Source organism: Streptococcus sp. oral taxon 431 (assembly GCF_001553685.1).
Lineage (GTDB): Bacteria > Bacillota > Bacilli > Lactobacillales > Streptococcaceae > Streptococcus.
The window spans coordinates 1794532-1820363 of the sequence record NZ_CP014264.1 but is presented as its reverse complement, the minus strand read 5'-3'; the positions used below and the strand labels follow the sequence as shown (position 1 = coordinate 1820363).

Here is a 25832-nt window from a genome sequence, read left to right as displayed (position 1 = left end):
ATAAAGGGAAGAGTCAAGAAGTCTCTTCTCTTTTTTGATTGATTTTGACTAGCTTTTTTGTGAAAAATTGTGTAAAATAGAATAGATAAACGAGGGAAACCTCGGAAAATAAAAGGAGTATCCATCAAATGGTAAAATTGGTTTTTGCTCGCCACGGTGAGTCTGAATGGAACAAAGCTAACCTTTTCACTGGTTGGGCTGATGTTGATTTGTCTGAAAAAGGAACACAACAAGCGATTGACGCTGGTAAATTGATCAAAGAAGCTGGTATCGAATTTGACCAAGCTTATACTTCAGTATTGAAACGCGCAATCAAAACAACTAACTTGGCTCTTGAAGCATCTGACCAATTGTGGGTTCCGGTTGAAAAATCATGGCGCTTGAACGAACGTCACTACGGTGGTTTGACTGGTAAAAACAAAGCTGAAGCAGCTGAACAATTTGGTGATGAACAAGTTCACATCTGGCGTCGTTCATACGATGTATTGCCTCCAGCAATGGATCGCGATGATGAGCACTCAGCTCACACAGACCGTCGTTATGCTTCACTTGACGACTCAGTTATCCCAGATGCTGAAAACTTGAAAGTGACTTTGGAACGTGCCCTTCCATTCTGGGAAGATAAAATCGCTCCAGCTCTTAAAGATGGTAAAAACGTATTCGTAGGAGCACACGGTAACTCAATCCGCGCTCTTGTAAAACACATCAAACAATTGTCAGACGACGAAATCATGGACGTAGAAATCCCTAACTTCCCACCATTGGTATTCGAATTTGACGAAAAATTGAACGTAGTTTCTGAATACTACCTTGGAAAATAAACATCATAAAGCCTAGGATGATTCCTAGGTTTTTGATTTTCGAAACATACAGTCTGAGGTAGAAGAAAACTTGAGCTGAGATTTTGGAAGGCTGAATTCCCAAACTAAGTTTTACCGTTAGTACAAGTGGATGTTACTTTGAGAAGTTACCGTTCAAGATTTAAGAATTCAAAAACAATTAAGCTTGTCAAAGCAGAGGATTCTTGTTATAATAGGTAAGATGGAGGCGTTATGGCACTTAAAAAAGCAAGTCTAGCCTGTGCGGTTTGTGGTTCTAGAAACTATTCGATTAAGATTAGTGGAAATCCAAAACCAACACGCTTAGAAGTAAATAAATTTTGTAAACACTGTGGCAAGTACACCACACACCGAGAAACGAGATAGGAGAAAACGATGCGTTTTATTAAGGACATTTTTAAACTTCTTAAAGAAACAACTTGGCCGACTCGCAAGGAAAGTTGGTTAGATTTTAAATCTATCATGGAATACACTGCTTTCTTTGTAGTGATGATTTATATTTTTGACCAATTGATTGTTAGCGGATTGATTCGTTTTATTAATATTTTTTAACATAAGCTAAGAAAAAGATCTAGTCGCTAAAATTCTTCAGTTAGGAAAGGAAAAAACATGGATAGTTTTGATAAAGGATGGTTTGTGCTACAAACTTATTCTGGCTACGAAAATAAAGTAAAAGAAAATCTATTGCAACGTGCACAAACATACAATATGCTAGAAAATATTCTACGTGTTGAAATTCCTACACAAACAGTGCAAGTAGAAAAAAATGGAAAGAAAAAAGAAATCGAAGAAAATCGCTTTCCAGGGTATGTTCTTGTAGAAATGGTTATGACCGACGAAGCATGGTTTGTGGTGCGTAACACACCAAATGTAACAGGATTCGTAGGTTCACACGGAAATAGATCAAAACCAACTCCACTTTTGGAACAAGAAATTCGCGATATTTTAGTTTCTATGGGTCAAACTGTCCAAGAATTTGATATTGATGTTGAAGTTGGTCAAACTGTTCGTATTATTGACGGTGCTTTCGCAGATTACACAGGTAAGATCACAGAAATTGATAACAACAAAGTCAAGATGATTATCTCAATGTTTGGTAACGATACAGTTGCAGAAGTAAATCTTAACCAGATTGCAGAACTTTAATCGGACATTTTTTTGGAAATTTCGTCAATTAAAACTACAAAACAAAGACAACTGTAGAGAAAACAGTTGTCTTTTTTTACTCTCACATGTCAGTATTCATACTTCCTGATACACTTTGGACTTGAAAAAACACAAGACAGAAACCAAAGCCCCTCTTTCCCCCTTTCTCTGCTATACTACAAGCAGAGAAAGGGGGAAAGCAAATGCTTGAGAAGTATTATGCAAAGGTAAAAGGAATTGTTCATAAATGTAGAAAAGACTACTATCTCCACCTGTGGGAGAAAGAGGATTGGGACCAAGAAGGCATGATCTGTCTCCATGAACTTCTAGAAAAGCATCCAGAACTAGTGGAAGAGGAAAAGAAACTCTACGTCTACTTCAAAACAAAATTTCGCAATCGAATCCTTGATAGCGTCAGAAAACAAGAGAGTCAAAAGCGTCGCCTAGACCGAATGGCCTATGAAGAAGTAGGAGAGATTAGCCATCGCCTACCAGAAGGAGGATTGTGGTTGGATGATTACTACGCCCTTCATGAATTGTTGAATACTTATAGAAGAAAGTTACCAGAAGATAAACAAGAAGCCTACGAACGACTCTGGGCAGACGAACGATTTAAAGGCCGCAAAGCCCTTCTAAGAGAACTGAAGGAAACATTACAAGACTTCTAAAAAAAAATTAAAAAAAGGTGTTGACAAAGTACGAAAAGTCGGTATAATAGTAAGAGTTGAAAATAACAACTCCGGTCCGTTGGTCAAGGGGTTAAGACACCGCCTTTTCACGGCGGTAACACGGGTTCGAATCCCGTACGGACTATAGTATGAAGCAGATGAAACACTAGATGAAAAAAATTAAAAAAAGTTTCAAAAAAGTGTTGACAAGCGAAAGCGGCTGTGATATACTAATATAGTTGTCACTTGAGAGAAGTGAGTAACAAAGACCTTTGAAAACTGAACAAGACGAACCAATGTGCAGGGCACTACAACTAAGGTTGTAGTACTGAACAATGAAAAAACAATAAATCTGTCAGTGACAGAAATGAGTGAGAACTCAAACTTTTAATGAGAGTTTGATCCTGGCTCAGGACGAACGCTGGCGGCGTGCCTAATACATGCAAGTAGAACGCTGAAGGAGGAGCTTGCTTCTCCGGATGAGTTGCGAACGGGTGAGTAACGCGTAGGTAACCTGCCTGGTAGCGGGGGATAACTATTGGAAACGATAGCTAATACCGCATAACAGTAGATATTGCATGATATCTGCTTGAAAGGTGCAATTGCATCACTACCAGATGGACCTGCGTTGTATTAGCTAGTTGGTGAGGTAACGGCTCACCAAGGCGACGATACATAGCCGACCTGAGAGGGTGATCGGCCACACTGGGACTGAGACACGGCCCAGACTCCTACGGGAGGCAGCAGTAGGGAATCTTCGGCAATGGACGGAAGTCTGACCGAGCAACGCCGCGTGAGTGAAGAAGGTTTTCGGATCGTAAAGCTCTGTTGTAAGAGAAGAACGAGTGTGAGAGTGGAAAGTTCACACTGTGACGGTATCTTACCAGAAAGGGACGGCTAACTACGTGCCAGCAGCCGCGGTAATACGTAGGTCCCGAGCGTTGTCCGGATTTATTGGGCGTAAAGCGAGCGCAGGCGGTTAGATAAGTCTGAAGTTAAAGGCTGTGGCTTAACCATAGTACGCTTTGGAAACTGTTTAACTTGAGTGCAAGAGGGGAGAGTGGAATTCCATGTGTAGCGGTGAAATGCGTAGATATATGGAGGAACACCGGTGGCGAAAGCGGCTCTCTGGCTTGTAACTGACGCTGAGGCTCGAAAGCGTGGGGAGCAAACAGGATTAGATACCCTGGTAGTCCACGCCGTAAACGATGAGTGCTAGGTGTTAGACCCTTTCCGGGGTTTAGTGCCGTAGCTAACGCATTAAGCACTCCGCCTGGGGAGTACGACCGCAAGGTTGAAACTCAAAGGAATTGACGGGGGCCCGCACAAGCGGTGGAGCATGTGGTTTAATTCGAAGCAACGCGAAGAACCTTACCAGGTCTTGACATCCCTCTGACCGCTCTAGAGATAGAGTTTTCCTTCGGGACAGAGGTGACAGGTGGTGCATGGTTGTCGTCAGCTCGTGTCGTGAGATGTTGGGTTAAGTCCCGCAACGAGCGCAACCCCTATTGTTAGTTGCCATCATTTAGTTGGGCACTCTAGCGAGACTGCCGGTAATAAACCGGAGGAAGGTGGGGATGACGTCAAATCATCATGCCCCTTATGACCTGGGCTACACACGTGCTACAATGGCTGGTACAACGAGTCGCAAGTCGGTGACGGCAAGCTAATCTCTTAAAGCCAGTCTCAGTTCGGATTGTAGGCTGCAACTCGCCTACATGAAGTCGGAATCGCTAGTAATCGCGGATCAGCACGCCGCGGTGAATACGTTCCCGGGCCTTGTACACACCGCCCGTCACACCACGAGAGTTTGTAACACCCGAAGTCGGTGAGGTAACCTTTTAGGAGCCAGCCGCCTAAGGTGGGATAGATGATTGGGGTGAAGTCGTAACAAGGTAGCCGTATCGGAAGGTGCGGCTGGATCACCTCCTTTCTAAGGATAAGGAATGCACATTGGTCTTGTTTAGTCTTGAGAGGTCTTGTGGGGCCTTAGCTCAGCTGGGAGAGCGCCTGCTTTGCACGCAGGAGGTCAGCGGTTCGATCCCGCTAGGCTCCATTGGTGAGAGATCACCAAGTAATGCACATTGAAAATTGAATATCTATATCAAATAGTAACAAGAAAATAAACCGAAAACGCTGTAGTATTAATAAGAGTTTATGACTGAAAGGTCAGAAAATAAGGTTAAGTTAATAAGGGCGCACGGTGGATGCCTTGGCACTAGGAGCCGAAGAAGGACGTGACAAACGACGATATGCCTTGGGTAGCTGTAAGTAAGCGATGATCCAGGGATTTCCGAATGGGGGAACCCAACAGGTACTACCTGTTACCCGCATCTGTTAAGGATGTGAGGAGGAAGACGCAGTGAACTGAAACATCTAAGTAGCTGCAGGAAGAGAAAGCAAAAGCGATTGCCTTAGTAGCGGCGAGCGAAACGGCAGGAGGGCAAACCGAAGAGTTTACTCTTCGGGGTTGTAGGACTGCAATGTGGACTCAAAGACTATAGAAGAATGGTTTGGGAAAATCAGCCAAAGAGAGTGATAGCCTCGTATTTAAAATAGTCTTTGTACCTAGCAGTATCCTGAGTACGGCGGGACACGTGAAATCCCGTCGGAATCTGGGAGGACCATCTCCCAACCCTAAATACTCCCTAGTGACCGATAGTGAACCAGTACCGTGAGGGAAAGGTGAAAAGCACCCCGGGAGGGGAGTGAAATAGAACCTGAAACCGTGTGCCTACAACAAGTTCGAGCCCGTTAATGGGTGAGAGCGTGCCTTTTGTAGAATGAACCGGCGAGTTACGATATGATGCGAGGTTAAGTTGAAGAGACGGAGCCGTAGGGAAACCGAGTCTGAAAAGGGCGCTTTAGTATTATGTCGTAGACCCGAAACCATGTGACCTACCCATGAGCAGGTTGAAGGTGCGGTAAGACGCACTGGAGGACCGAACCAGGGCACGTTGAAAAGTGCTTGGATGACTTGTGGGTAGCGGAGAAATTCCAAACGAACTTGGAGATAGCTGGTTCTCTCCGAAATAGCTTTAGGGCTAGCGTCGACATTAGAGATTCTTGGAGGTAGAGCACTGTTTGGGTGAGGGGTCCATCCCGGATTACCAATCTCAGATAAACTCCGAATGCCAATGAATTATGGTCGGCAGTCAGACTGCGAGTGCTAAGATCCGTAGTCGAAAGGGAAACAGCCCAGACCACCAGCTAAGGTCCCAAAATAATTGTTAAGTGGAAAAGGATGTGGGGTTGCACAGACAACTAGGATGTTAGCTTAGAAGCAGCTATTCATTCAAAGAGTGCGTAATAGCTCACTAGTCGAGTGACCCTGCGCCGAAAATGTACCGGGGCTAAAACAATTTACCGAAGCTGTGGATACCTTTATAGGTATGGTAGGAGAGCGTTCTATGTGTGAAGAAGGTGTACCGTGAGGAGTGCTGGAACGCATAGAAGTGAGAATGCCGGTATGAGTAGCGAAAGACAGGTGAGAATCCTGTCCACCGTAAGACTAAGGTTTCCAGGGGAAGGCTCGTCCGCCCTGGGTTAGTCGGGACCTAAGGAGAGACCGAAAGGTGTATCCGATGGACAACAGGTTGAGATTCCTGTACTAGAGTATGTAGTGATGGAGGGACGCAGTAGGCTAACTAAAGCAGACGATTGGAAGTGTCTGTCTAAGCAGTGAGGTGTGAATTGAGTTAAATGCTTAGTTCTATAACATTGAGCTGTGATGGGGAGCGAAGTTTAGTAGCGAAGTTAGTGACGTCACACTGCCAAGAAAAGCTTCTAGCGTTTAAACATACTCTACCCGTACCGCAAACCGACACAGGTAGTCGAGGCGAGTAGCCTCAGGTGAGCGAGAGAACTCTCGTTAAGGAACTCGGCAAAATGACCCCGTAACTTCGGGAGAAGGGGTGCTGACTTTAAGTCAGCCGCAGTGAATAGGCCCAAGCAACTGTTTATCAAAAACACAGCTCTCTGCTAAATCGTAAGATGATGTATAGGGGGTGACGCCTGCCCGGTGCTGGAAGGTTAAGAGGAGTGCTTAGCGGTAACGCGAAGGTATGAATTGAAGCCCCAGTAAACGGCGGCCGTAACTATAACGGTCCTAAGGTAGCGAAATTCCTTGTCGGGTAAGTTCCGACCCGCACGAAAGGCGTAATGATTTGGGCACTGTCTCAACGAGAGACTCGGTGAAATTTTAGTACCTGTGAAGATGCAGGTTACCCGCGACAGGACGGAAAGACCCCATGGAGCTTTACTGCAGTTTGATATTGAGTGTCTGTACCACATGTACAGGATAGGTAGGAGTCTAAGAGATCGGGACGCCAGTTTCGAAGGAGACGCTGTTGGGATACTACCCTTGTGTTATGGCCACTCTAACCCAGATAGGTGATCCCTATCGGAGACAGTGTCTGACGGGCAGTTTGACTGGGGCGGTCGCCTCCTAAAAGGTAACGGAGGCGCCCAAAGGTTCCCTCAGAATGGTTGGAAATCATTCGCAGAGTGTAAAGGTATAAGGGAGCTTGACTGCGAGAGCTACAACTCGAGCAGGGACGAAAGTCGGGCTTAGTGATCCGGTGGTTCCGTATGGAAGGGCCATCGCTCAACGGATAAAAGCTACCCTGGGGATAACAGGCTTATCTCCCCCAAGAGTTCACATCGACGGGGAGGTTTGGCACCTCGATGTCGGCTCGTCGCATCCTGGGGCTGTAGTCGGTCCCAAGGGTTGGGCTGTTCGCCCATTAAAGCGGCACGCGAGCTGGGTTCAGAACGTCGTGAGACAGTTCGGTCCCTATCCGTCGCGGGCGTAGGAAATTTGAGAGGATCTGCTCCTAGTACGAGAGGACCAGAGTGGACTTACCGCTGGTGTACCAGTTGTCTTGCCAAAGGCATCGCTGGGTAGCTATGTAGGGAAGGGATAAACGCTGAAAGCATCTAAGTGTGAAACCCACCTCAAGATGAGATTTCCCATGATTTTATATCAGTAAGAGCCCTGAGAGATGATCAGGTAGATAGGTTAGAAGTGGAAGTGTGGCGACACATGTAGCGGACTAATACTAATAGCTCGAGGACTTATCCAAAGTAACTGAGAATACGAAAGCGAAGGTTTTCTTGAAATTTGATAGATATTCAATTTTGAGTAGGTATTACTCAAAGTTAAGTGACGATAGCCTAGGAGATACACCTGTACCCATGCCGAACACAGAAGTTAAGCCCTAGAACGCCGGAAGTAGTTGGGGGTTGCCCCCTGTGAGATAAGGAAGTCGCTTAGCTAAAGGGAGTTTAGCTCAGCTGGGAGAGCATCTGCCTTACAAGCAGAGGGTCAGCGGTTCGATCCCGTTAACTCCCATAGGTCCCGTAGTGTAGCGGTTATCACGTCGCCCTGTCACGGCGAAGATCGCGGGTTCGATTCCCGTCGGGACCGTTTAAGATAACGAAAGTTATTTTAGACTCGTTAGCTCAGTTGGTAGAGCAATTGACTTTTAATCAATGGGTCACTGGTTCGAGCCCAGTACGGGTCATCATTGCGGGTTTGGCGGAATTGGCAGACGCACCAGATTTAGGATCTGGCGCTTAACGGCGTGGGGGTTCAAGTCCCTTAACCCGCATAATAGAAATAAGCCGGCTTAGCTCAGTTGGTAGAGCATCTGATTTGTAATCAGAGGGTCGCGTGTTCAAGTCATGTAGCCGGCATTTTTTAATATAACCAAGAGGTCGATGCGAACGTAGTTCAGTGGTAGAACACCACCTTGCCAAGGTGGGGGTCGCGGGTTCGAATCCCGTCGTTCGCTTAGAGAGGCCGGGGTGGCGGAACTGGCAGACGCACAGGACTTAAAATCCTGCGATTGGTAACGATCGTACCGGTTCGATCCCGGTCCTCGGCATATAAAGAGCACCCTTAGCTCAACTGGATAGAGTACCTGACTACGAATCAGGCGGTTAGAGGTTCGACTCCTCTAGGGTGCATTTTTCTATTTAACTCGGGAAGTAGCTCAGCTTGGTAGAGTACTTGGTTTGGGACCAAGGTGTCGCAGGTTCGAATCCTGTCTTCCCGATTGATGGCGGTGTAGCTCAGCTGGCTAGAGCGTCCGGTTCATACCCGGGAGGTCGGGGGTTCGATCCCCTTCGCCGCTATAATGATCTTGTTGGACCTTTAGCTCAGCTGGTTAGAGCTCTCGGCTCATAACCGAGTGGTCGTAGGTTCAAGTCCTACAAGGTCCATTAATACTATGGAGGATTACCCAAGTCCGGCTGAAGGGAACGGTCTTGAAAACCGTCAGGCGTGTAAAAGCGTGCGTGGGTTCGAATCCCACATCCTCCTTTATTATTAACGCGGGATGGAGCAGCTCGGTAGCTCGTCGGGCTCATAACCCGAAGGTCGTAGGTTCAAATCCTGCTCCCGCAATAAGGCTCGGTAGCTCAGTTGGTAGAGCAATGGATTGAAGCTCCATGTGTCGGCGGTTCGATTCCGTCTCGCGCCATATTTGTTTTTATGCGGGTGTAGTTTAGTGGTAAAACTACAGCCTTCCAAGCTGTTGTCGCGAGTTCGATTCTCGTCACCCGCTTTGAACATATAGTTCATTTACCAAGTTTTTAAAACTTGGGCGCGTAGCTCAGGTGGTTAGAGCGCACGCCTGATAAGCGTGAGGTCGGTGGTTCGAGTCCACTCGTGCCCATTAATAGGAGAATTACTCAAGAGGCTGAAGAGGACGGTTTGCTAAATCGTTAGGTCGGGTAACTGGCGCAAGGGTTCGAATCCCTTATTCTCCGTAATTAGAGCTTTTTAGCTCTTTTTTTGTGTTTTTGACTGTAAAATTTGGCTCTTTGATAACTATAGTAGGGCGATGAATTCTTACAATCTGGAGTGAAACAAAATGCTTCACTCTTTTTGTTTCACACTTAGGAACTTTCTAGGTTTAAAGTTATTAAACTAATCGAATATATTCGTTTTTTAGAGATTTTTGTAGTCTTTTTCCTAGCTTCTATCTGCATTTCTATTTTAGTCTTTCGATGTGTTAATGTTCTTTTTTTAATTTCCTGTAAGTTTCTAATATAAAATAATTATATTAGAAATTACCTTTAAATAATGGTTTAATCTCTTTTTGTTATAGCTCCTATTGGCTTTTCCTACATTATGTTTAGATCTATAGTATTTATCGAAGGTGTATCTAATATAAGAATTATAGAACTTATTTACTTAGTATTTGTATATATAAGTTTTTTTATTTTACCGAAACTCTAAAATATTTGATATAATGTAGGCAAAGCTATGGTTACCATTCATTTCAAGAGGAGATTTTTATGGGTAATAGAAGTATAGTAGGAAGTCTGTTCATTCTTATATTTAGTTTCTTAACAGTTGGTTGTAGTAATCAAAATTCTGATGTTTCTAGTGATGATACTAGTTTATCTGCTACAACTAGTCAGTCAACTACTAGTAACAAGATAAAGTCTGGAGAGTCTAAGAAAGATTACAAAGATTTATACAAGCCAGTTTTTGAGGATTACAAAAAAATCCTATCTACACCGAAAGATCTTAATGTAATCGCTAATCTCTATAAGAGTTTACAAGGCACTGAACGCCCTATCAATAGTTGGTCAGTTGAAAATGCGGTTTTTCAATCAGATAAGATTAGCTATGCCTATGCGGATCTTAATAAAGATGGTGTAGAGGAATTGCTAATTGGTGTTGAGCAATCTAATGGTGATTATTTTATTTCGGGTCTTTATTATCTTGTGAATGAGAAGCCAGTCCTTTTAGCAGAAGGCTTTGTTGCAGGGCATGGTGGTGCTAGAAATTCTATGAATATCTATAAGGGTGGAGACATCTTAGAATTAAGCTGGTCATCTGGTACAGGTGAAGGTAGGGGAGTACTTTATCATCTGAATTCGAGCCAACAAGCAGCAAGTAAAGTTCAGGAACAGGACATTCGTGTTCCTGGTAACAAAAGTTTGCATTCTGATTTTGGAAAAACAGAAGCAGAAATGCTAGATTTCAATCAACTTGATTGGCAGAAATTTGAAACTTCTAGTAGTAGTAAGTCTATTTCGGGTGAAGACCAAAAAGCTCCTTGGAATGCTAGGAAATCTGCTAAATTAGAAGAGTTCATAAAAGGGTGGGGTGAAAGACTTGGTCAACCTAATTACGAAAAGGGAATATCAGGAGGGGATGTTGGTGCAGATAATCTCTATACCTTTGGAGATGGACCAAGCGAAAAAATGAATGCCGAATACACGGATACAGGTTTAGGAACTGCTAAGTACCGTATTGTGGAACGCTATAGTAACTGGGATAAATACCCGGACGTGCATAGCTACTTTTTTTCGATAACTGATACTGGGGAAGCGATTGTTTTTCATTCTCCAACAACAAATGGTGGGGTTATGTACTTAAAACCGACAGAGAATACAGAGATCCAAGCAGAGTTTAAACGCTTAGTTGAGGAAGAGTAGAAAAATGAAGAGTTTGGTCAAGGCCAAGCTCTATTTTTTAAAATCTCTTCTTTCATTTTTATATTCTTTGAGTATTTAATGGTATACTAGTGTTATATAAGAACGTAAAGCATTATTTGATGATGATTCTATAATCCAGGAGAATAATTTCTATGCCAAAAAGTGTGAAGTTTCATAGTATTTATTATAGATTTGTTCTATTTATAGTTATTTTATATTTTTTGGGTGTTCATCAAATTGTTGGGCGAGGAATTCAAACAGTTACTATCTTTGATTACGTCTTCAACTTTCATCAAACACAGTTAGGGTATCCCCTTCTTTTATTAATTTTAGTTGGCATTGGTATTAATTTTCTTTTTCCTTGGAAATTTTATATTACTCAGGATGGGATATACATTAGAAGGTTAGATTTATTTGTTCCTTGGAGTGATATCAGTGGAGTTTCCCATGTTTGGATTAACAAAGCGAGTAATTTTAGCAGAGGGCTTGTTTTTTATAACAATAAATGTTTAGTTTTCTATCGTAATAATTATAAACCGATTTGTATCTTTAACACTTCTTTATTAGCCTTATTTCTTGTCAAACTCTTTAATTCTCAGATCAAGACGAATATCTTATCGGCTAGTTTTGCTACGGGATTTAATATTCTATTGAATACATCAATTGTCTGTTATCTTTACTTTCTTGATTTGAAAACTCTTAGTTTTAGTTATTTTTTACTTTTTTGCTTACTCTACTTTATAAAAATTTTTATCATTCCTTTATGCTTGGTTTCTAGTCAAAATTCTAAGTATGGTCCTTATCTGGTCCATAGTAGTTTCTTTAAGAGGAATGCTTCAGATGTGATTCATGTTTAATTTTATAAAAATAATGACTTTCTACTTTTGGGTAGGAAGTTTTTTATTATTTCTATATCGAAATAGTTGACAGATGTAATGAAAAGTCTTACAATAAATTCAGAAAGTTCGATATAGAAGTAAAGGAGACAAAATGGACAAGATGTTAGGGGGCTACCAAGCTCTACAGATTCGATTGTTGAATGGGCGTATCTTTCAAAAACTCTTGAGCAAGGAACCAGATGCCCAATACAGAAGTGAGCAGGGAAAAATTTTAACAATCTTGTGGAAGCAAGAGTTGGGTTGTGCTACCGCAACTGATATTGCTCTTGCGACAGGTCTTGCAAACAATACGCTGACCAGTATGGTTAAGAAATTAGAAGAACAGGGTTTGGTTGCGATTAAGCCTTGTACACAGGATAAAAGAAAAAAATATATCTCTTTGACAGATCTCGGTTGGGCGCAAAAAGAAATTGGAGACCGTGTCAGTAAAGAGTTAGGTGAAATTTTCTACCAAGGATTTTCGGATCAAGAAATCCAGGAATTTGAAGCTTATCAAGAGCGTATTATCACTAATCTAAAGAAAAAAGAAAATGAGGAATAAATCATGTCAATTCAAGCACAAAATGCACAAAATCTATATATTCGTGCTATTCAAGATGGCCGTGTAGCAGAAGCGCAAGCAAGCTCAGTAGGGGATACCTATATCCAACACTCGACAGGAGTGCCGGATGGGAAAGAAGGATTCGCTACTTTTTTTGCAGATTTTTTCAAGCGCCATCCAGAACGTGAAATCAAGATTGTTCGTACCATTGAAGATGGCAATCTGGTTTTTGTTCATGTGCACCAGTACCTAAACGGTGGAGAAGCCCAATGGGTGACGACAGATACTTTCCGTGCAGATGAAAATGGTCGTATCGTTGAGCATTGGGATGTTATTGACTACTATCGTACACCTGAAAATGAGCAACTTGATCAGATCTTTGGAGATTTTGAAATCAAGGACTTGGACAAGTCAGCGGAAAATAAAAAGCTGATCCGTCGTTTCTTGACAGAAATTTTCCAAAACAAGGAGCTCGATCAATGGGAAGACTTTGTGGCAGAGGATGTGATTCAGCATAATCATGAAATTGGGCAAGGGAGTCAAGCTTATAAGGATTACGTACGCGAGCACCATGTGGCCTACGACTTTGTTTTCCAACTCTTGACTCAAGGAAATTTTGCAGTGAGTTATGGTCAGGTATTGATTGATGGCGTTGCCTATGCTCAATACGATATCTTCCGTTTAGAAAATGGGAAAATTGTTGAACATTGGGATAATAAGGAAGTTATGCCTAAGGTAGAAGACTCGACCAATAGAGGGAAATTTTAAAAAGGAATACATTATGAGAGCAGTTGTTGTAAGCACTCCAGGTGGACCGGAGGTATTAAAAGTTGTCGAACGACCAAAACCAGTCCTGAAGGCAGGTTGGACCCTGGTGAAAATCCAAGGATTTGGCATCAATCATAGTGAAATTTTCACCCGTAAGGGACAATCACCATCTGTGAAATTTCCTCGTGTATTAGGGATTGAGTGTGTCGGTCTTGTGGAAGAAACGACACGACCGGATTTGAAGATTGGTCAACAAATCATTTCCATTATGGGAGAGATGGGGCGAGCCTTTGATGGAGGTTATGCAGAGTATACACTTCTTCCAAATGAACAAATTTATCCGATCAAGACAGAACTTGATTTGGAAAGTTTGATTGCACTACCTGAAACCTATTACACGGCATTTGGCTCTTTTCTCAATCTTAAGATTGAGGAGAAAGATAGCGTGTTAGTTCGCGGAGCAACCAGTGGTGTAGGAATTGCCTTTGCTAAACTGCTTAAAGGAAAATTTCCTAAGATTCACCTGGCAGGAACTAGCCGAAATTTAGCTAAGGAAGACCAATTGAAGGCAGTCGGATTTGATCAGGTGATTTTGGACAAGGATGGCGTCTTGCAAACGCAAGAGCAGTTTGATAAGGTCTTAGATCTTGTCGGTCCAAGTGCTATTCTCGATACTTTTGCTCGAACAGCAGAAGGCGGGATTATCTGTTCTTGTGGCCTACTGGGTGGTCAGTGGACTGTTCCAGACTTTGATCCAATCGAGATGCTCTCTCGCAATCTCTACTTGACGACCTTTGCTTCTGCCAATGTGTCTCAAGACAAGCTTCAGGCTTTGGTAGACTTTGTCGAGCGTTATCATGTGGATGTAGGGTCTGAAAAAGTTTATAAGATTGACCAAATTCAGGAAGCGCATGCTTATCTGGAAGGAAGCTATTCTTTTGGCAAAGTTATTGTGAAAAATGAGGAAGACTAAATGATTGAATACAAAAATGTAGTGCTGCGCTATACGGATACAGACATTTTAAAAGATGTCAATCTCCGCATTGAAAATGGAGAATTCATGGTGCTTGTGGGTCCTTCAGGATCTGGAAAGACCACCATGATCAAGATGGTGAACCGTCTCTTGGAGCCGACAGATGGCAATATTTATATGGACGGGAAACGCATCAAGGACTATGATGAACGGGAGTTACGTCTCAGTACCGGCTATGTCCTTCAGGCCATTGCCCTTTTTCCAAATTTGACAGTTGCTGAAAATATAGCATTGATTCCTGAGATGAAGGGTTGGAGCAAGGAGAAAATTGCCTCTAAAACAGAAGAACTCTTGGACAAGGTGGGTCTGCCTGCTTCAGATTATGCTCATCGTTTACCAAGCGAGTTATCTGGTGGGGAGCAACAGCGGATTGGGATTGTGCGGGCTATCATTGGGGAACCAAAAATCTTGCTGATGGATGAGCCCTTCTCAGCTTTGGATGCTATCTCCCGCAAGCAGTTGCAAGCTCTCACCAAAGACTTGCACAAGGAGTTCAGTATGACGACCATTTTCGTTACTCATGATACGGATGAGGCTTTAAAATTAGGGGATCGAATTGCCGTTTTACAGGATGGAGAGATTCGTCAGGTCGCAGAACCTGAAACAATTTTACAAGCGCCTGCGACAGACTTTGTAGCGAACTTGTTTGGAGGTGGCCTTCATGTCTAATTTGATTTCAACCTTTCAAGAGCGATTTAGTGAATGGGTAACAGCTCTGGGACAACACTTACAATTATCGCTTTTGACCTTATTGGTTGCTATTTTTCTGACCATCCCACTTGCGGTTTATCTAAATGGTCACAAAAAAGCAGCGAACTGGGTGCTACAAGTTGCGGGTATCTTCCAGACCATTCCTTCAATGGCCTTGTTGGGGCTCTTTATTCCTTTCATGGGAATTGGAACCTTACCAGCCCTCACGGCTCTGGTTATTTATGCTATTTTCCCGATTTTAGAAAATACAATCACAGCCTTGAACGGCATTGATCCTAGTCTTGAGGAGGCAGGAATTGCTTTTGGAATGACCAAGTGGGAGCGACTCAAGAAGTTTGAAATTCCACTGGCCATGCCTGTCATTGTATCGGGGGTTCGTACAGCAACCGTTATGATCATTGGGACAGCGACTTTAGCCGCTCTTGTTGGAGCTGGAGGATTGGGATCCTTTATCCTTTTGGGAATTGATCGTCGGAATGCTAGTCTCATTTTAATCGGAGCAATCTCATCAGCCATCTTGGCCATTCTCTTTAATGTCATTCTCAAATGGTTGGAAAAGGCAAAGTTGCGTACGATTGTTTCGGCCTTTGCTGTCATGATCCTTGGTTTGGGAGTTAGTTTTGTTCCAAGCATCATCCCACATAATGAGAAAGACAATCTCGTCATTGCTGGGAAGTTAGGACCTGAACCTGAGATTCTCATGAATATGTATAAACTTCTCATCGAGGAAAATACGGATATGACGGTGACGGTTAAACCCAATTTTGGGAAGACAGATTTCCTTTACCAAGCACTGAAAAAAGGGGATATTGATATCTATCCAGAATTTACAGGTACTATTACAGGCTCTCTCTTGCAGCCAGCTCCTAAAGTGAGCAATGACTCTGAAGAAGTTTATGAAGTAGCGCGTGATGGCATTAAGAAGCAGGATAATCTAGTCTTGCTGAATCACATGGCTTATCAAAATACTTATGCTATAGCAGTTCCTAAAAAAATTGCGCAAGAATATGGGCTTAAGACGATTTCAGACTTGAAAAAAGTAGAAGGACAGCTCAAGGCGGGATTCACTCTGGAGTTTAATGACCGTGAGGATGGAAACAAGGGCTTGCAGTCTGTTTATGGATTGAATCTCAATGTGGCAACTATGGAGCCAGCTCTTCGCTACCAAGCCATCCAGTCAGGTGACATTCAAATTACAGATGCTTACTCAACGGATGCTGAAATTGCTCGGTATGATTTAGTGGTTTTGGAGGATGATAAACAACTCTTCCCACCATATCAAGGTGCACCACTTATGAAAGCTGAATTACTCGAAAAACATCCTGAGTTGGAAGCAGTCCTCAATAAATTAGCTGGTAAAATTACAGAAAGCCAGATGAGTCGGATGAACTATCAGGTTGGTATTGATGGTAAGGATGCTTATACTATTGCACATGATTTCTTGGTGGAACAGGGATTATTGAATAAATGATGAGGCAAGAAGAAATACAAGAGACTCTTTTGCGACTCTGTAAGCACTATGGAGAACAAAATTGGTGGCAATCGGATAACAAGCTTGAAGATATGGTATCTACTATTCTTATACAGCGAACATCTGAGAAAAATGCTAAGTTGGCTTTAGCTGGTCTTATGGATTTCATGACAGTAGAGGGTATCCTAGGGTTATGGCTAGAAGATTTACAGGAACGTATTCGACCTGCTGGATTTTTTAAGCAAAAGTCTCAAACGATTAGGGGACTTCTAATCTGGTTAAGAGAAAATGGTGGTTTTGAGGTTCTTGCTAGGATTGGAACAGAAGATTTACGGAAGCAACTTTTGGAGTTAAAAGGGATTGGACCAGAGACTGCAGATGCACTTTTACTATATCTTTTTGATCGTTCAGTTTTTATTTCGGATGAATATGCTAGAAGACTTTTTCGACGATTAGGATTTGGAAATTTTGATACCTATAATGAAATGCAGGCTGTTTATTGTAACGTATTGGAAGGACTTACTCTCAAACAATGCCAAGAGATTCATGCTGTTATTGATGAACATGGGAAAGTTTTTAGCAAAAGTAAAGGCCAGTTAGACGAAAGTTGGTTACGATAAAAAATTCTAAGGCTTCTTGTCTTAGAATTTTTTTAGTTAATGCACTTGCTTAAAAAATCATAGTTTGATCAGATTAATAAATAGAAAGTAGAGGCAAAATATTCATGGTGAATGGAATATTTGAATGATAGAATGTTGACAGGTATTTTTCTTTTGAGTGGATATGAAATCTATAGTTGTGTTTGCTACTTCATCCCCATGACATCTAAGTAAAATCTCACTACTTGATCTTCCTTATAAGATTTCCCCTTTTTCAGCCACCAGGTCAATGTTTCGATAAAGTTAGTTACAACATAGTGTTTGAGATAAGAAGCAGGAATATTAGAATAGGAAACTTGCAAGTCCTCTGCGACCATAGGATAAACATGGTGTTCCAATTCTTTCTGCAATTGACGGAGGAAGTAGTCGTTTTTAGAGAAAAGAAGACTGGTGACGTGGTCCTGATTTTTCTTAAAATGTGAAAAGATATGAGCCAAATAAGCTTCTGTAGATATATTTTCCTCACGTTCAAAAAGATGATGAAAGAGATAACGGCAGAGCTCGTCTAGAAGCAGTTCCTTACATTCATAGTGACTGTAAAAGGTGGAGCGACCGACATCTGCTAGGTCAATAATCTCCTGAACAGTGATGGATTCAAAATTTTTTTGATTTAGTAATTGTAAAAAAGCAGTATAGATAGCTTTTCGTGTCTTGGTAATGCGACGGTCTTGACTAGTCATATGGACACTTTGAACAAATCGTTCAGTAACTTACAAAGAGAACAGTTTGCCCCTATCCTTTCTTTTCGGAGTAAGAGATAATACTAGTAAAGGGAATATTTATACTACTATTATACCAAAGGAGGACGGAAAAATGACAACGAAAGGTGCGGTTTGGCTAGCTTTTTTCTTAAATTTGAGTTATGCCATTGTCGAGTTTATCGCTGGTGGAGTATTTGGTTCTAGTGCTGTTCTTGCTGACTCTGTCCATGATTTGGGAGATGCAATCGCAATTGGGCTATCAGCATTTCTAGAAACAATCTCCAATCGTGAAGAAGATAGTCATTACACCTTGGGGTACAAACGTTTTAGTCTCCTAGGTGCCTTGGTAACGGCTGTGATTCTCATGACAGGATCTGCTTTAGTCATTTTGGAGAATATAACGAAACTCTTTCATCCACAAGCGGTCAATGATGAGGGTATCCTCTGGCTAGGAATCATTGCTGTTAGCATTAATGTGCTGGCGAGTCTAGTAGTTCGCAAGGGAAAAACAAAAAACGAATCCATTCTTAGCCTGCATTTTCTGGAAGATACTCTGGGTTGGCTGGCTGTTATCCTAATGGCCATTGTTCTGCGATTTACCGACTGGTATATTCTGGATCCGCTCTTATCTCTTGTCATTTCCTTCTTCATTCTGTTAAAGGCTATTCCACGTTTTTGGTCTACACTCAAGATTTTCCTCGATGCCGTGCCAGAAGGAGTGGATATCAAGCAAGTAAAGAGTGATTTGGAACGGTTGGAGTATGTGGCTAGTATCAATCAGCTTAACCTATGGACCATGGATGGTTTGGAGAAAAATGCCATTGTCCATGTTTGTCTAAAAGAAATTGAACAGATGGAGCTCTGCAAGGAATCGATTCGAAGCATACTCAAAGATTGTGGTTTCCAAAATATCACCATTGAGGTTGATGCAGATCTAGAAACTCACCAAGCCCATAAGCGCAAAATTGAGGAGTTGGAAGTAGATAAAAGTCATGAACATCATCATTAATGAGACGTAGTATAAGTGAGCGAAAGCTTCATAAAAAGTGTATACTTGAAATAAGTTAGATACAGAGAGGTAAATGTTTATGAAATCAGCAGTCTATAAAAAAGCAGGTCAGGTTGGTATTGAAGAGGTTAAACGTCCAAGTATTCAAGAAGCGGATGATGTGATTATCCGCGTAGTTCGTGCTTGCGTTTGTGGTTCAGACCTATGGAGTTACCGCAATCCAGATATTAAAGCGGGACATAAAAATAGTGGACACGAAGCGATCGGAATCGTTGAAGAAACTGGAGAAGCCATTACCACGGTCAAGCCCGGTGATTTTGTGATTGTGCCATTTACTCATGGTTGTGGGGAATGTGATGCCTGTCGTGCTGGATTTGATGGTTCCTGTGACAATCATATCGGAAATAATCTAGGAGGGAATTTCCAAGCTGAATATCTCCGCTTCCACTATGCCAATTGGGCACTTGTTAAAATCCCTGGACAACCGTCTGACTACACAGAAGATATGCTCAAGTCTCTCTTGACTCTGGCTGATGTCATGCCAACAGGCTATCATGCAGCGCGTGTAGCAGATGTAAAACCAGGTGATAAGGTTGTCGTTATTGGGGATGGAGCTGTTGGGCAATGTGCTGTCATCGCAGCTAAAATGCGTGGCGCTTCACAAATTATCCTCATGAGTCGTCACGAAGATCGTCAAAAAATGGCCTTGGAATCAGGAGCGACAGCTGTTGTAGCTGAGCGAGGAGAAGAGGGCATTGCCAAGGTGCGTGAAATTCTTGGCGGTGGAGCAGATGCAGCACTTGAGTGTGTTGGTACTGAGGCGGCTGTTGAGCAAGCACTGGGTGTCCTTCATAATGGCGGTCGTATGGGATTTGTAGGAGTTCCACATTATAAGAATCGTGCTCTTGGTTCAACCTTTATGCAAAATATCTCTGTTGCAGGTGGAGCAGCTTCTGCAACAACATACGATAAGCAATTCTTGCTCAAAGCTGTTCTTGATGGTGATATCAATCCAGGTCGTGTCTTTACTTCAAGTTACAAACTAGAAGATATTGACAAAGCATATAAGGCCATGGATGAACGCAAGACCATTAAATCTATGATTGTGATGGATTAAAAAAAGAAAATCCTAATAGAGAACTGAAAAGTTCTTATTAGGATTTTTTTATGTTCAAGTTTTGTACTTAATGCAAGGTGCTTTCTCTTAAAGTCAGTTTGGTTCCAAGCATGGTGAGGCTTGGAATTTTACGGCCGTGAAGGACTTCTCTGTTCAAAATATCCATTCCTGTGCGTCCCATTTCTTCGGTGTAGACAGTAATACTAGAAAGTGGTGGGAACACTTGCTTGGTTAGAATAGTATCATTAAAGGAAATAATGCTGACGCGCTCTGGTATGCTGATGCTGGCTTCTTGAAGGGCGCGAAGGGCTCCGATTGCCAAACTATCACTAGCTGCAAAAAAGGCCTGTGGAAGCTTATCTCCTAATTTTTCGATAGCCTCTTTCATCAAGTCGTATCCAGATTGGGCAGTAAATAGTCCTTGGAAAATGAATTTCTCGTTATAAATTCCTTTTTCTTGTGTATAGGATTTAAAGTAATCTAAGCGTTTATCTGAGATAACTTCTTCATGGTCAGTAGTAGTTTCAAGACCGGATAAGATACCAATCTTCTTAATCCCATGATCTGTAAAGTAATCAACCACCTGTCTAACCGCATTATAGAAATCCGTAATGACACAGGTATGACCAAGGGCAATCGTATCACTGTCAAGGAAAACTAGGGGCTTGTGATATTCTTCAAACGAGGCAATCTGTGCTTGGCTAAATTTCCCGATACAAAGAATCCCAATGACTTCTTCGCTAAGCGTAAAAGGCTGGTCATTAAAATAGCGCAAGATGTCGTAATCTAATTCTTGAGCTCTATTTTCAATTCCTAGTCGAATCTGGTAGTAGTAGAGATCTTCTAACTCTCCCTGTTCACTGACCCACTGGATGATTGCGATTTTCTGTTTGAGTTTATGAGATTCACCTGTTTTGAGATGTTTGGTGTAGCCTAGTTCTTCGGCAACGGTTAAAATACGATGTCTGGTTTCTTCTGTCACAGATAGACTCTGATCGCGATTGAGGACACGGGATACAGTTGCGATCGAGACAGAGGCTAGCTGAGCAATATCTTTGAGTGTAGCCATAATTCCCCTCCTTTTTAGGTTATTATAGCATATTTTTCTTCCTTTTTACTCATAGTTTAGTAAAATATCGGTAAAAATGTTGACCAAAGCAAAACCCTTGGGTACAATAGAAGAAAACGATTACAGGATAAACTTTTTTACCTAATATTTCGTAAAAGGAGAATTCATATGACACAACATCTTACTGCTGATGCACTTCGCAAGGATTTTCTTGCTGTTTTTGGTCAAGAAGCAGACCAAACCTTTTTCTCACCAGGGCGCATCAACTTGATTGGGGAGCATACTGACTATAACGGTGGGCATGTTTTCCCAGCAGCTATTTCATTAGGAACTTACGGAGCTGCACGCAAGCGCGATGACCAAGTATTGCGTTTCTACTCCGCGAACTTTGAGGACAAAGGTATCATCGAAGTGCCTCTAGCTGACCTTAAGTTTGAGAAGGAGCACAACTGGACCAACTATTCAAAAGGTGTCCTTCATTTCTTGCAAGAAGCTGGTCATGTGATTGATAAAGGTTTTGATTTCTATGTATTTGGAAATATCCCAAATGGTGCTGGTTTGTCATCTTCTGCATCCTTGGAGCTTTTGACTGGTGTCGTGGCAGAATACCTTTTTGACCTAAAATTGGACCGTTTAGATTTAGTAAAAATCGGAAAATTGACAGAGAATAACTTTATCGGTGTTAACTCTGGTATCATGGACCAATTTGCTATCGGTATGGGGGCAGACCAACGTGCTATATACCTAGATACTAATACTCTAGAATACGACTTGGTTCCCCTTGATTTGAAGGACAATGTTGTTGTTATCATGAACACTAACAAACGCCGTGAACTTGCGGATTCTAAATACAATGAACGCCGCGCTGAGTGTGAAAAAGCAGTAGAAGAACTCCAAGTGGCCTTGGACATTCAAACCTTGGGTGAATTGGATGAGTGGGCTTTTGACGAGTATAGCTATCTCATCAAAGACGAAAATCGCTTGAAACGTGCGCGTCATGCAGTTCTTGAAAACCAACGTACACTTAAAGCGCAAGCCGCTCTTCAAGCAGGAGATTTGGAAAAATTTGGTCGTTTGATGAATGCATCTCATGTTTCGCTTGAGCACGATTACGAAGTAACTGGCTTGGAATTAGATACCCTTGTTCATACAGCTTGGGCTCAAGAAGGTGTTCTTGGTGCTCGTATGACAGGAGCAGGTTTTGGTGGTTGTGCGATTGCCTTGGTGCAAAAAGATGCGGTTGAGGCTTTCAAGGAAGCTGTAGGCAAGCACTATGAAGAAATCGTTGGCTACGCTCCAAGTTTCTATATCGCTGAAGTGGCAGGTGGAACTCGCGTTCTTGATTAGTCAGAAGGAGGTTTTCTAGTGACCTTAGTAGAAAATTTTGTGACCAAAGTCATTGCAGAAAGTAGCTTTGAAGAGTTGGATCGTATCTATCTGACCAATCGTGTTTTAGCACTGGTGGGAGATGGAGTTCTTGAAGTTAAGACTGACCAAGATGATTTGATTGAACTAAAAGATCAGCTTGTCGAGGAAGCCGTTCGATTGGAAACGATTGAAGATAGTCAGGCTGCGCGTGAGATTCTCGGTGCTGACCTCATGGACTTGGTAACGCCTTGTCCAAGTCAGCTTAATCGTGACTTTTGGGATACCTATGCCCAGTCACCAGAGCAGGCAATTGCGGATTTCTACCAACTCAGTCAGAAGAATGACTACATCAAACTGAAGGCTATCGCAAAGAATATTGCTTATCGTGTACCATCTGACTACGGTGAACTAGAGATTACCATCAATCTCTCTAAGCCTGAAAAGGATCCAAAAGAGATCGCGGCAGCTAAGTTGGTTAAATCCAGTAACTATCCTCAATGTCAACTCTGTATGGAAAATGAAGGCTACCAAGGACGTGTCAATCATCCAGCTAGAAGCAATCACCGGATTATTCGTTTTGATATTTCTGGTCAGGAGTGGGGCTTCCAGTATTCGCCTTACGCTTACTTTAATGAGCACTGTATTTTCCTAGATAGCCAGCACCGTCCTATGGCCATTAGTCGCCAAAGTTTTGAACGTTTGTTAGCAATTGTGGAGCAATTCCCAGGCTACTTTGCTGGTTCGAATGCTGATTTGCCAATCGTGGGTGGCTCCATCCTGACCCATGATCATTATCAAGGTGGTCGCCATGTTTTCCCAATGGAAGTGGCTCCTATTCAGAAAAGCTTTACCTTTGCAGGTTTTGAATCTGTCAAAGCAGGAATTGTTCAATGGCCTATGTCCGTCATTCGACTAACTTCAGATTCAGCAGATGATTTGACGGAACTAGCAGATAAAATCTTACTGGCTTGGCGTCAATACTCAGATCCAAGTGTACAGGTCTTGGCAGAAAGTAATGGAACACCACACCATACCATTACACCGATTGCCCGTAAACGCGATGGACAGTTTGAGTTGGACTTGGTTTTGCGGGACAATCAAACATCTCCAGAGCATCCAGATGGTATCTATCATCCCCACAAGGATGTCCAGCATATCAAGAAGGAAAATATCGGCTTGATAGAGGTCATGGGGTTGGCAATCTTGCCACCACGCTTGAAGGAAGAAGTGGAGCAGGTAGCAGCTTATCTAGTCGGAAAAGATGTTTCAGTTTCAGATTATCACCAAGAATGGGCAGATGAGTTGAAAGAATCCCATCCTGGATTGACTGACAAAGACCAAGCTCTTAATATCGTCCAAGAATCTGTTGGAAAAATCTTTGCTCGAGTTTTGGAAGATGCAGGAGTTTACAAGCAAACAGAAGAAGGACAAGCTGCCTTTATGCGCTTTGTGGAGCAGGTTGGAGTTTTACCTGAATAAGTGCTTCTCCCTTGCATAGACCCATGAAAAGTAGTATCATAGTGTCGTTTGAAATATCAGGAGGAAAGTATGAAAGATTTTCACTTTGACGCTATATCTGCCTTTGAAAACTATGAAATTGAAAAAATGAGAGATGGTCACGTTGTGGTGACGACAAAAGTAGTGGACTCCTCACTCAACTATTATGGGAATGCCCATGGAGGCTATCTATTTACCCTATGTGACCAAATCAGTGGTCTTGTGGTGATTTCACTTGGCTTAGATGGAGTGACACTCCAGTCTTCCATCAACTATCTGAAAGCTGGAAATCTAGGGGATGTTCTCACTATCAAAGGAGAATGTGTCCATCAAGGACGTACCACTTGTGTCGTCGATGTTGACATCATCAACCAAGATGGCCGAAATGTCTGCAAGGCAACCTTCACCATGTTTGTCACAGGACAACGATCTGAAGATAGACAGGTGAGGATATAGGAAATATAAAAAGAGGCAAATGCCTCTTTTTTATTACTTTTCCACTCTAATACTTTATTATTCTATTCACTAAATCTTAAAAAATAGCCATCTGGGTCTAGAACTGCAAATTCATGAGGGTAGATATATTGTTCACCAACTCGAAATTCTCTTTTAGTCAAAGGACGATAGATGGGATAGTTGACTTCCAGCAGTTTTTGGTGGAGTTGAGGGACATCCTTGATACCAAAGGAAATATTGACACCACGCCCGAAAGGATAAGTCAGTTGGGATAATTCTTCTGCGTTGCCTTCTTCTAGCATAAGTTGGCAGTCTTCAAGCGAAAGGAAGAGAAATTTTTCCTCTGGACGCTCGTATTCGACGGAGAATCCCAATAAGTCGCAGTAGAAGTGACGCGATTTCTCGATATCCGATACGACAAATTCAGGGATGACAGCTTGATAGTCCATTCGTTTTCTCCTTAGAAATCAATCTCCAAGACAATCGGTGTATGGTCTTGGCGTGCGCCTGAGTCAATCATGTCTGACTTGGTAACCTTGTCTGCTACACGGTTACTTGTGAGCCAGTAGTCGATTCTCCAGCCTGTGTTGTTGATTTTTGAAGTTTTGCTACGTTGTGCCCACCAAGTATAGCGTTCTGGCACATCGCCATGGATATGGCGGAAGGTATCTGTAAATCCTTTGGCTAAAAGGTTTGTAAATCCTTCACGTTCTTCGTCTGTAAATCCTGGTGAACGACGGTTGCTGGCTGGGTTGGCAAGGTCAATTTCCTTGTGGGCAACGTTGTAGTCTCCGGTTGCTAGGACAGGTTTTTGTTTGTCTAGTTGAGCCAAGTACTCTGCATATTTTACATCCCAGACTTGACGTTCTTCCAAGCGTTTGAGTCCATCACCAGCGTTTGGTGTGTAAACTTGAGTCACGAAAAATGTATCAAATTCTAGGGTAATGATGCGTCCTTCCGAGTCCATAGTAGAAGGGGCACCGATTTCTGGGAAGCTGATGCTTGGAGTCAGTTCTTTCTTATAGAGGAACATGGTCCCAGCATAGCCTTTACGAGCAGGCTCTTGAGAGGAACGCCAAGTATTTTCATATCCAGGGAAGAGTTCTTCTAACACCTCGAGATGTTTTTTAGTAGGACCTTTAGCTGAAAGCTTGGTTTCTTGGATGGCGATAATATCGGCATCTTCGGCTACCAAGGTTTGGAGGACGTCTTGTGATAATTTCGCACGCGCAGAATCACTCGTGAGTGCAGCGTTTAGGGAATCAATATTCCATGAGATCAATTTCATAATGTTTACCTTTTCATTCAGATTATAGACAATATTATACCAGAAAAAGAAGTATTTCCCCAGCGTATAGTTTGAAAAATCCAGGGCATTCCTATATAATAAAGAATGATTTATGTAAAAGATTGAAAATAAATG

At 42.3% G+C, this 25832-nt stretch carries 22 protein-coding genes, 19 tRNA genes and 3 rRNA genes; 40 read left to right on the top strand and 4 right to left on the bottom strand.

Annotation, left to right across the window (positions count from 1 at the left end):
* The first annotated feature begins 128 nt into the window (after positions 1–128).
* From AXE83_RS08615 to AXE83_RS08445, 35 genes are all read left to right on the top strand, one after another.
* Positions 129–821 (top strand): phosphoglycerate mutase, encoded by a 693-nt coding sequence (locus tag AXE83_RS08615; protein ID WP_000240128.1) that lies wholly within the window; start codon positions 129–131, stop codon positions 819–821.
* 231 nt (positions 822–1052) lie between these two features.
* Positions 1053–1205, top strand: coding sequence for a 50S ribosomal protein L33 (gene rpmG, locus AXE83_RS08610; RefSeq protein WP_001809375.1), 153 nt, complete (start codon positions 1053–1055; stop codon positions 1203–1205).
* Between the two features lie 9 nt (positions 1206–1214).
* On the top strand, positions 1215–1391 hold the full coding sequence (gene secE / locus AXE83_RS08605) for a preprotein translocase subunit SecE (RefSeq protein ID WP_001211016.1): 177 nt from the start codon (positions 1215–1217) through the stop codon (positions 1389–1391).
* A 57-nt stretch (positions 1392–1448) separates the two neighbouring features.
* Complete coding sequence (gene nusG / locus AXE83_RS08600; RefSeq protein WP_045763385.1) at positions 1449–1985, top strand: transcription termination/antitermination protein NusG; 537 nt, start codon at positions 1449–1451, stop codon at positions 1983–1985.
* Positions 1986–2188: 203 nt separating this feature from the next.
* Entirely contained in the window at positions 2189–2653 is a 465-nt protein-coding gene (locus tag AXE83_RS08595) for a sigma-70 family RNA polymerase sigma factor (RefSeq protein ID WP_060956137.1), read from the top strand.
* A 73-nt stretch (positions 2654–2726) separates the two neighbouring features.
* Positions 2727–2798: transfer RNA gene (locus tag AXE83_RS08590), tRNA-Glu, on the top strand.
* Positions 2799–3039: 241 nt separating this feature from the next.
* Positions 3040–4586: ribosomal RNA gene (locus tag AXE83_RS08585) — 16S ribosomal RNA — on the top strand.
* A gap of 50 nt (positions 4587–4636) precedes the next feature.
* Positions 4637–4709: transfer RNA gene (locus tag AXE83_RS08580), tRNA-Ala, on the top strand.
* Between the two features lie 124 nt (positions 4710–4833).
* Positions 4834–7737 (top strand): 23S ribosomal RNA (locus tag AXE83_RS08575).
* Between the two features lie 76 nt (positions 7738–7813).
* Positions 7814–7929 (top strand): 5S ribosomal RNA (gene rrf, locus AXE83_RS08570).
* Together the 16S, 23S and 5S rRNA genes with 19 tRNA genes alongside form the textbook arrangement of a ribosomal RNA operon.
* Positions 7930–7933: 4 nt before the next feature.
* Positions 7934–8006: transfer RNA gene (locus AXE83_RS08565), tRNA-Val, on the top strand.
* Positions 8007–8008: 2 nt separating this feature from the next.
* A tRNA-Asp gene (locus AXE83_RS08560) sits at positions 8009–8081 on the top strand.
* A 24-nt stretch (positions 8082–8105) separates the two neighbouring features.
* Positions 8106–8178 (top strand) — tRNA-Lys (locus tag AXE83_RS08555).
* A 5-nt stretch (positions 8179–8183) separates the two neighbouring features.
* Positions 8184–8265: transfer RNA gene (locus AXE83_RS08550), tRNA-Leu, on the top strand.
* 12 nt (positions 8266–8277) lie between these two features.
* Positions 8278–8350: transfer RNA gene (locus tag AXE83_RS08545), tRNA-Thr, on the top strand.
* A 26-nt stretch (positions 8351–8376) separates the two neighbouring features.
* Positions 8377–8448: transfer RNA gene (locus AXE83_RS08540), tRNA-Gly, on the top strand.
* Between the two features lie 7 nt (positions 8449–8455).
* Positions 8456–8541, top strand: a tRNA-Leu gene (locus tag AXE83_RS08535).
* Positions 8542–8549: 8 nt separating this feature from the next.
* Positions 8550–8623: transfer RNA gene (locus tag AXE83_RS08530), tRNA-Arg, on the top strand.
* Positions 8624–8638: 15 nt separating this feature from the next.
* Positions 8639–8712, top strand: a tRNA-Pro gene (locus AXE83_RS08525).
* Positions 8713–8717: 5 nt separating this feature from the next.
* A tRNA-Met gene (locus AXE83_RS08520) sits at positions 8718–8791 on the top strand.
* A gap of 13 nt (positions 8792–8804) precedes the next feature.
* Positions 8805–8878, top strand: a tRNA-Ile gene (locus AXE83_RS08515).
* 10 nt (positions 8879–8888) lie between these two features.
* Positions 8889–8978 (top strand) — tRNA-Ser (locus AXE83_RS08510).
* Between the two features lie 10 nt (positions 8979–8988).
* A tRNA-Met gene (locus AXE83_RS08505) sits at positions 8989–9062 on the top strand.
* Positions 9063–9065: 3 nt separating this feature from the next.
* Positions 9066–9138: transfer RNA gene (locus tag AXE83_RS08500), tRNA-Phe, on the top strand.
* Between the two features lie 13 nt (positions 9139–9151).
* Positions 9152–9222: transfer RNA gene (locus tag AXE83_RS08495), tRNA-Gly, on the top strand.
* A 37-nt stretch (positions 9223–9259) separates the two neighbouring features.
* A tRNA-Ile gene (locus AXE83_RS08490) sits at positions 9260–9333 on the top strand.
* A 6-nt stretch (positions 9334–9339) separates the two neighbouring features.
* Positions 9340–9427, top strand: a tRNA-Ser gene (locus AXE83_RS08485).
* Between the two features lie 531 nt (positions 9428–9958).
* Positions 9959–11110 (top strand): DUF4767 domain-containing protein, encoded by a 1152-nt coding sequence (locus AXE83_RS08480; RefSeq protein ID WP_060956136.1) that lies wholly within the window; start codon positions 9959–9961, stop codon positions 11108–11110.
* A 152-nt stretch (positions 11111–11262) separates the two neighbouring features.
* Positions 11263–11967 carry a hypothetical protein gene (locus AXE83_RS08475; RefSeq protein WP_060956135.1) on the top strand — a complete coding sequence of 235 codons (705 nt, stop codon included), beginning with the start codon at positions 11263–11265 and terminating at the stop codon, positions 11965–11967.
* Positions 11968–12100: 133 nt separating this feature from the next.
* Positions 12101–12550: a MarR family winged helix-turn-helix transcriptional regulator gene (locus AXE83_RS08470; RefSeq protein ID WP_000359847.1), complete on the top strand. Its 450-nt coding sequence runs from the start codon at positions 12101–12103 to the stop codon at positions 12548–12550.
* Positions 12551–12553: 3 nt separating this feature from the next.
* Positions 12554–13318: a nuclear transport factor 2 family protein gene (locus tag AXE83_RS08465; RefSeq protein WP_060956134.1), complete on the top strand. Its 765-nt coding sequence runs from the start codon at positions 12554–12556 to the stop codon at positions 13316–13318.
* 13 nt (positions 13319–13331) lie between these two features.
* Positions 13332–14291, top strand: coding sequence for a zinc-binding dehydrogenase (locus AXE83_RS08460; protein ID WP_060956133.1), 960 nt, complete (start codon positions 13332–13334; stop codon positions 14289–14291).
* The gene (locus tag AXE83_RS08455) at positions 14292–15020 is read left to right on the top strand and encodes an ATP-binding cassette domain-containing protein (RefSeq protein ID WP_060956132.1); all 729 of its coding nucleotides are present in this window, start codon (positions 14292–14294) and stop codon (positions 15018–15020) included.
* Entirely contained in the window at positions 15013–16533 is a 1521-nt protein-coding gene (locus AXE83_RS08450) for an ABC transporter permease/substrate-binding protein (protein ID WP_060956131.1), read from the top strand. The genes AXE83_RS08455 and AXE83_RS08450 overlap by 8 nt, the downstream gene beginning before the upstream one ends.
* Complete coding sequence (locus AXE83_RS08445) at positions 16530–17153, top strand: endonuclease III domain-containing protein (protein WP_060956130.1); 624 nt, start codon at positions 16530–16532, stop codon at positions 17151–17153. The genes AXE83_RS08450 and AXE83_RS08445 overlap by 4 nt, the downstream gene beginning before the upstream one ends.
* A gap of 185 nt (positions 17154–17338) precedes the next feature.
* On the opposite strand, the gene AXE83_RS08440 is transcribed toward AXE83_RS08445, so the two are convergent.
* A complete protein-coding gene (locus AXE83_RS08440; RefSeq protein WP_060956129.1) occupies positions 17339–17872 on the bottom strand; it encodes a TetR/AcrR family transcriptional regulator in 534 nt (177 codons plus the stop codon).
* 133 nt (positions 17873–18005) lie between these two features.
* Here AXE83_RS08440 and AXE83_RS08435 point away from each other — a divergent pair, with 133 nt between their 5' ends.
* On the top strand, positions 18006–18902 hold the full coding sequence (locus AXE83_RS08435) for a cation diffusion facilitator family transporter (RefSeq protein ID WP_060956128.1): 897 nt from the start codon (positions 18006–18008) through the stop codon (positions 18900–18902).
* Between the two features lie 79 nt (positions 18903–18981).
* On the top strand, positions 18982–20019 hold the full coding sequence (locus AXE83_RS08430) for a zinc-binding dehydrogenase (protein WP_060956399.1): 1038 nt from the start codon (positions 18982–18984) through the stop codon (positions 20017–20019).
* A gap of 67 nt (positions 20020–20086) precedes the next feature.
* Here AXE83_RS08430 and AXE83_RS08425 read toward each other — a convergent pair whose 3' ends face one another.
* Entirely contained in the window at positions 20087–21088 is a 1002-nt protein-coding gene (locus tag AXE83_RS08425) for a LacI family DNA-binding transcriptional regulator (RefSeq protein ID WP_060956127.1), read from the bottom strand.
* Between the two features lie 168 nt (positions 21089–21256).
* Here AXE83_RS08425 and AXE83_RS08420 point away from each other — a divergent pair, with 168 nt between their 5' ends.
* The 3 genes from AXE83_RS08420 to AXE83_RS08410 all read left to right on the top strand — a co-directional run bounded on the left by AXE83_RS08420 (position 21257) and on the right by AXE83_RS08410 (position 24409).
* Positions 21257–22435 (top strand): galactokinase, encoded by a 1179-nt coding sequence (locus tag AXE83_RS08420; RefSeq protein ID WP_060956126.1) that lies wholly within the window; start codon positions 21257–21259, stop codon positions 22433–22435.
* 18 nt (positions 22436–22453) lie between these two features.
* Complete coding sequence (locus AXE83_RS08415; protein ID WP_060956125.1) at positions 22454–23935, top strand: UDP-glucose--hexose-1-phosphate uridylyltransferase; 1482 nt, start codon at positions 22454–22456, stop codon at positions 23933–23935.
* Positions 23936–24004: 69 nt separating this feature from the next.
* Complete coding sequence (locus tag AXE83_RS08410; RefSeq protein WP_006152721.1) at positions 24005–24409, top strand: PaaI family thioesterase; 405 nt, start codon at positions 24005–24007, stop codon at positions 24407–24409.
* Between the two features lie 62 nt (positions 24410–24471).
* Here the strand turns inward: AXE83_RS08410 and AXE83_RS08405 are convergent, their stop codons facing one another.
* Positions 24472–24858, bottom strand: coding sequence for a bleomycin resistance protein (locus AXE83_RS08405; protein ID WP_060956124.1), 387 nt, complete (start codon positions 24856–24858; stop codon positions 24472–24474).
* Positions 24859–24869: 11 nt separating this feature from the next.
* Positions 24870–25697: an exodeoxyribonuclease III gene (locus tag AXE83_RS08400; protein ID WP_060956123.1), complete on the bottom strand. Its 828-nt coding sequence runs from the start codon at positions 25695–25697 to the stop codon at positions 24870–24872.
* Positions 25698–25832: the final 135 nt, after the last annotated feature.

What these genes read in the sequence shown, in the direction of transcription:
- AXE83_RS08430 (WP_060956399.1), top strand. Translation starts at nt 18,982, where the DNA reads ATGAAATCAGCAGTCTATAAAAAAGCAGGTCAGGTTGGTATTGAAGAG.
- AXE83_RS08445 (WP_060956130.1), top strand. Translation starts at nt 16,530, where the DNA reads ATGATGAGGCAAGAAGAAATACAAGAGACTCTTTTGCGACTCTGTAAG.
- AXE83_RS08410 (WP_006152721.1), top strand. Translation starts at nt 24,005, where the DNA reads ATGAAAGATTTTCACTTTGACGCTATATCTGCCTTTGAAAACTATGAA.
- AXE83_RS08400 (WP_060956123.1), bottom strand. Translation starts at nt 25,697, where the DNA reads ATGAAATTGATCTCATGGAATATTGATTCCCTAAACGCTGCACTCACG.
- secE (WP_001211016.1), top strand. Translation starts at nt 1,215, where the DNA reads ATGCGTTTTATTAAGGACATTTTTAAACTTCTTAAAGAAACAACTTGG.
- AXE83_RS08455 (WP_060956132.1), top strand. Translation starts at nt 14,292, where the DNA reads ATGATTGAATACAAAAATGTAGTGCTGCGCTATACGGATACAGACATT.
- AXE83_RS08435 (WP_060956128.1), top strand. Translation starts at nt 18,006, where the DNA reads ATGACAACGAAAGGTGCGGTTTGGCTAGCTTTTTTCTTAAATTTGAGT.
- AXE83_RS08595 (WP_060956137.1), top strand. Translation starts at nt 2,189, where the DNA reads ATGCTTGAGAAGTATTATGCAAAGGTAAAAGGAATTGTTCATAAATGT.
- AXE83_RS08480 (WP_060956136.1), top strand. Translation starts at nt 9,959, where the DNA reads ATGGGTAATAGAAGTATAGTAGGAAGTCTGTTCATTCTTATATTTAGT.
- AXE83_RS08425 (WP_060956127.1), bottom strand. Translation starts at nt 21,088, where the DNA reads ATGGCTACACTCAAAGATATTGCTCAGCTAGCCTCTGTCTCGATCGCA.
- AXE83_RS08440 (WP_060956129.1), bottom strand. Translation starts at nt 17,872, where the DNA reads ATGACTAGTCAAGACCGTCGCATTACCAAGACACGAAAAGCTATCTAT.
- AXE83_RS08465 (WP_060956134.1), top strand. Translation starts at nt 12,554, where the DNA reads ATGTCAATTCAAGCACAAAATGCACAAAATCTATATATTCGTGCTATT.
- AXE83_RS08420 (WP_060956126.1), top strand. Translation starts at nt 21,257, where the DNA reads ATGACACAACATCTTACTGCTGATGCACTTCGCAAGGATTTTCTTGCT.
- rpmG (WP_001809375.1), top strand. Translation starts at nt 1,053, where the DNA reads ATGGCACTTAAAAAAGCAAGTCTAGCCTGTGCGGTTTGTGGTTCTAGA.
- AXE83_RS08405 (WP_060956124.1), bottom strand. Translation starts at nt 24,858, where the DNA reads ATGGACTATCAAGCTGTCATCCCTGAATTTGTCGTATCGGATATCGAG.
- AXE83_RS08470 (WP_000359847.1), top strand. Translation starts at nt 12,101, where the DNA reads ATGGACAAGATGTTAGGGGGCTACCAAGCTCTACAGATTCGATTGTTG.
- AXE83_RS08475 (WP_060956135.1), top strand. Translation starts at nt 11,263, where the DNA reads ATGCCAAAAAGTGTGAAGTTTCATAGTATTTATTATAGATTTGTTCTA.
- AXE83_RS08615 (WP_000240128.1), top strand. Translation starts at nt 129, where the DNA reads ATGGTAAAATTGGTTTTTGCTCGCCACGGTGAGTCTGAATGGAACAAA.
- nusG (WP_045763385.1), top strand. Translation starts at nt 1,449, where the DNA reads ATGGATAGTTTTGATAAAGGATGGTTTGTGCTACAAACTTATTCTGGC.
- AXE83_RS08450 (WP_060956131.1), top strand. Translation starts at nt 15,013, where the DNA reads ATGTCTAATTTGATTTCAACCTTTCAAGAGCGATTTAGTGAATGGGTA.
- AXE83_RS08460 (WP_060956133.1), top strand. Translation starts at nt 13,332, where the DNA reads ATGAGAGCAGTTGTTGTAAGCACTCCAGGTGGACCGGAGGTATTAAAA.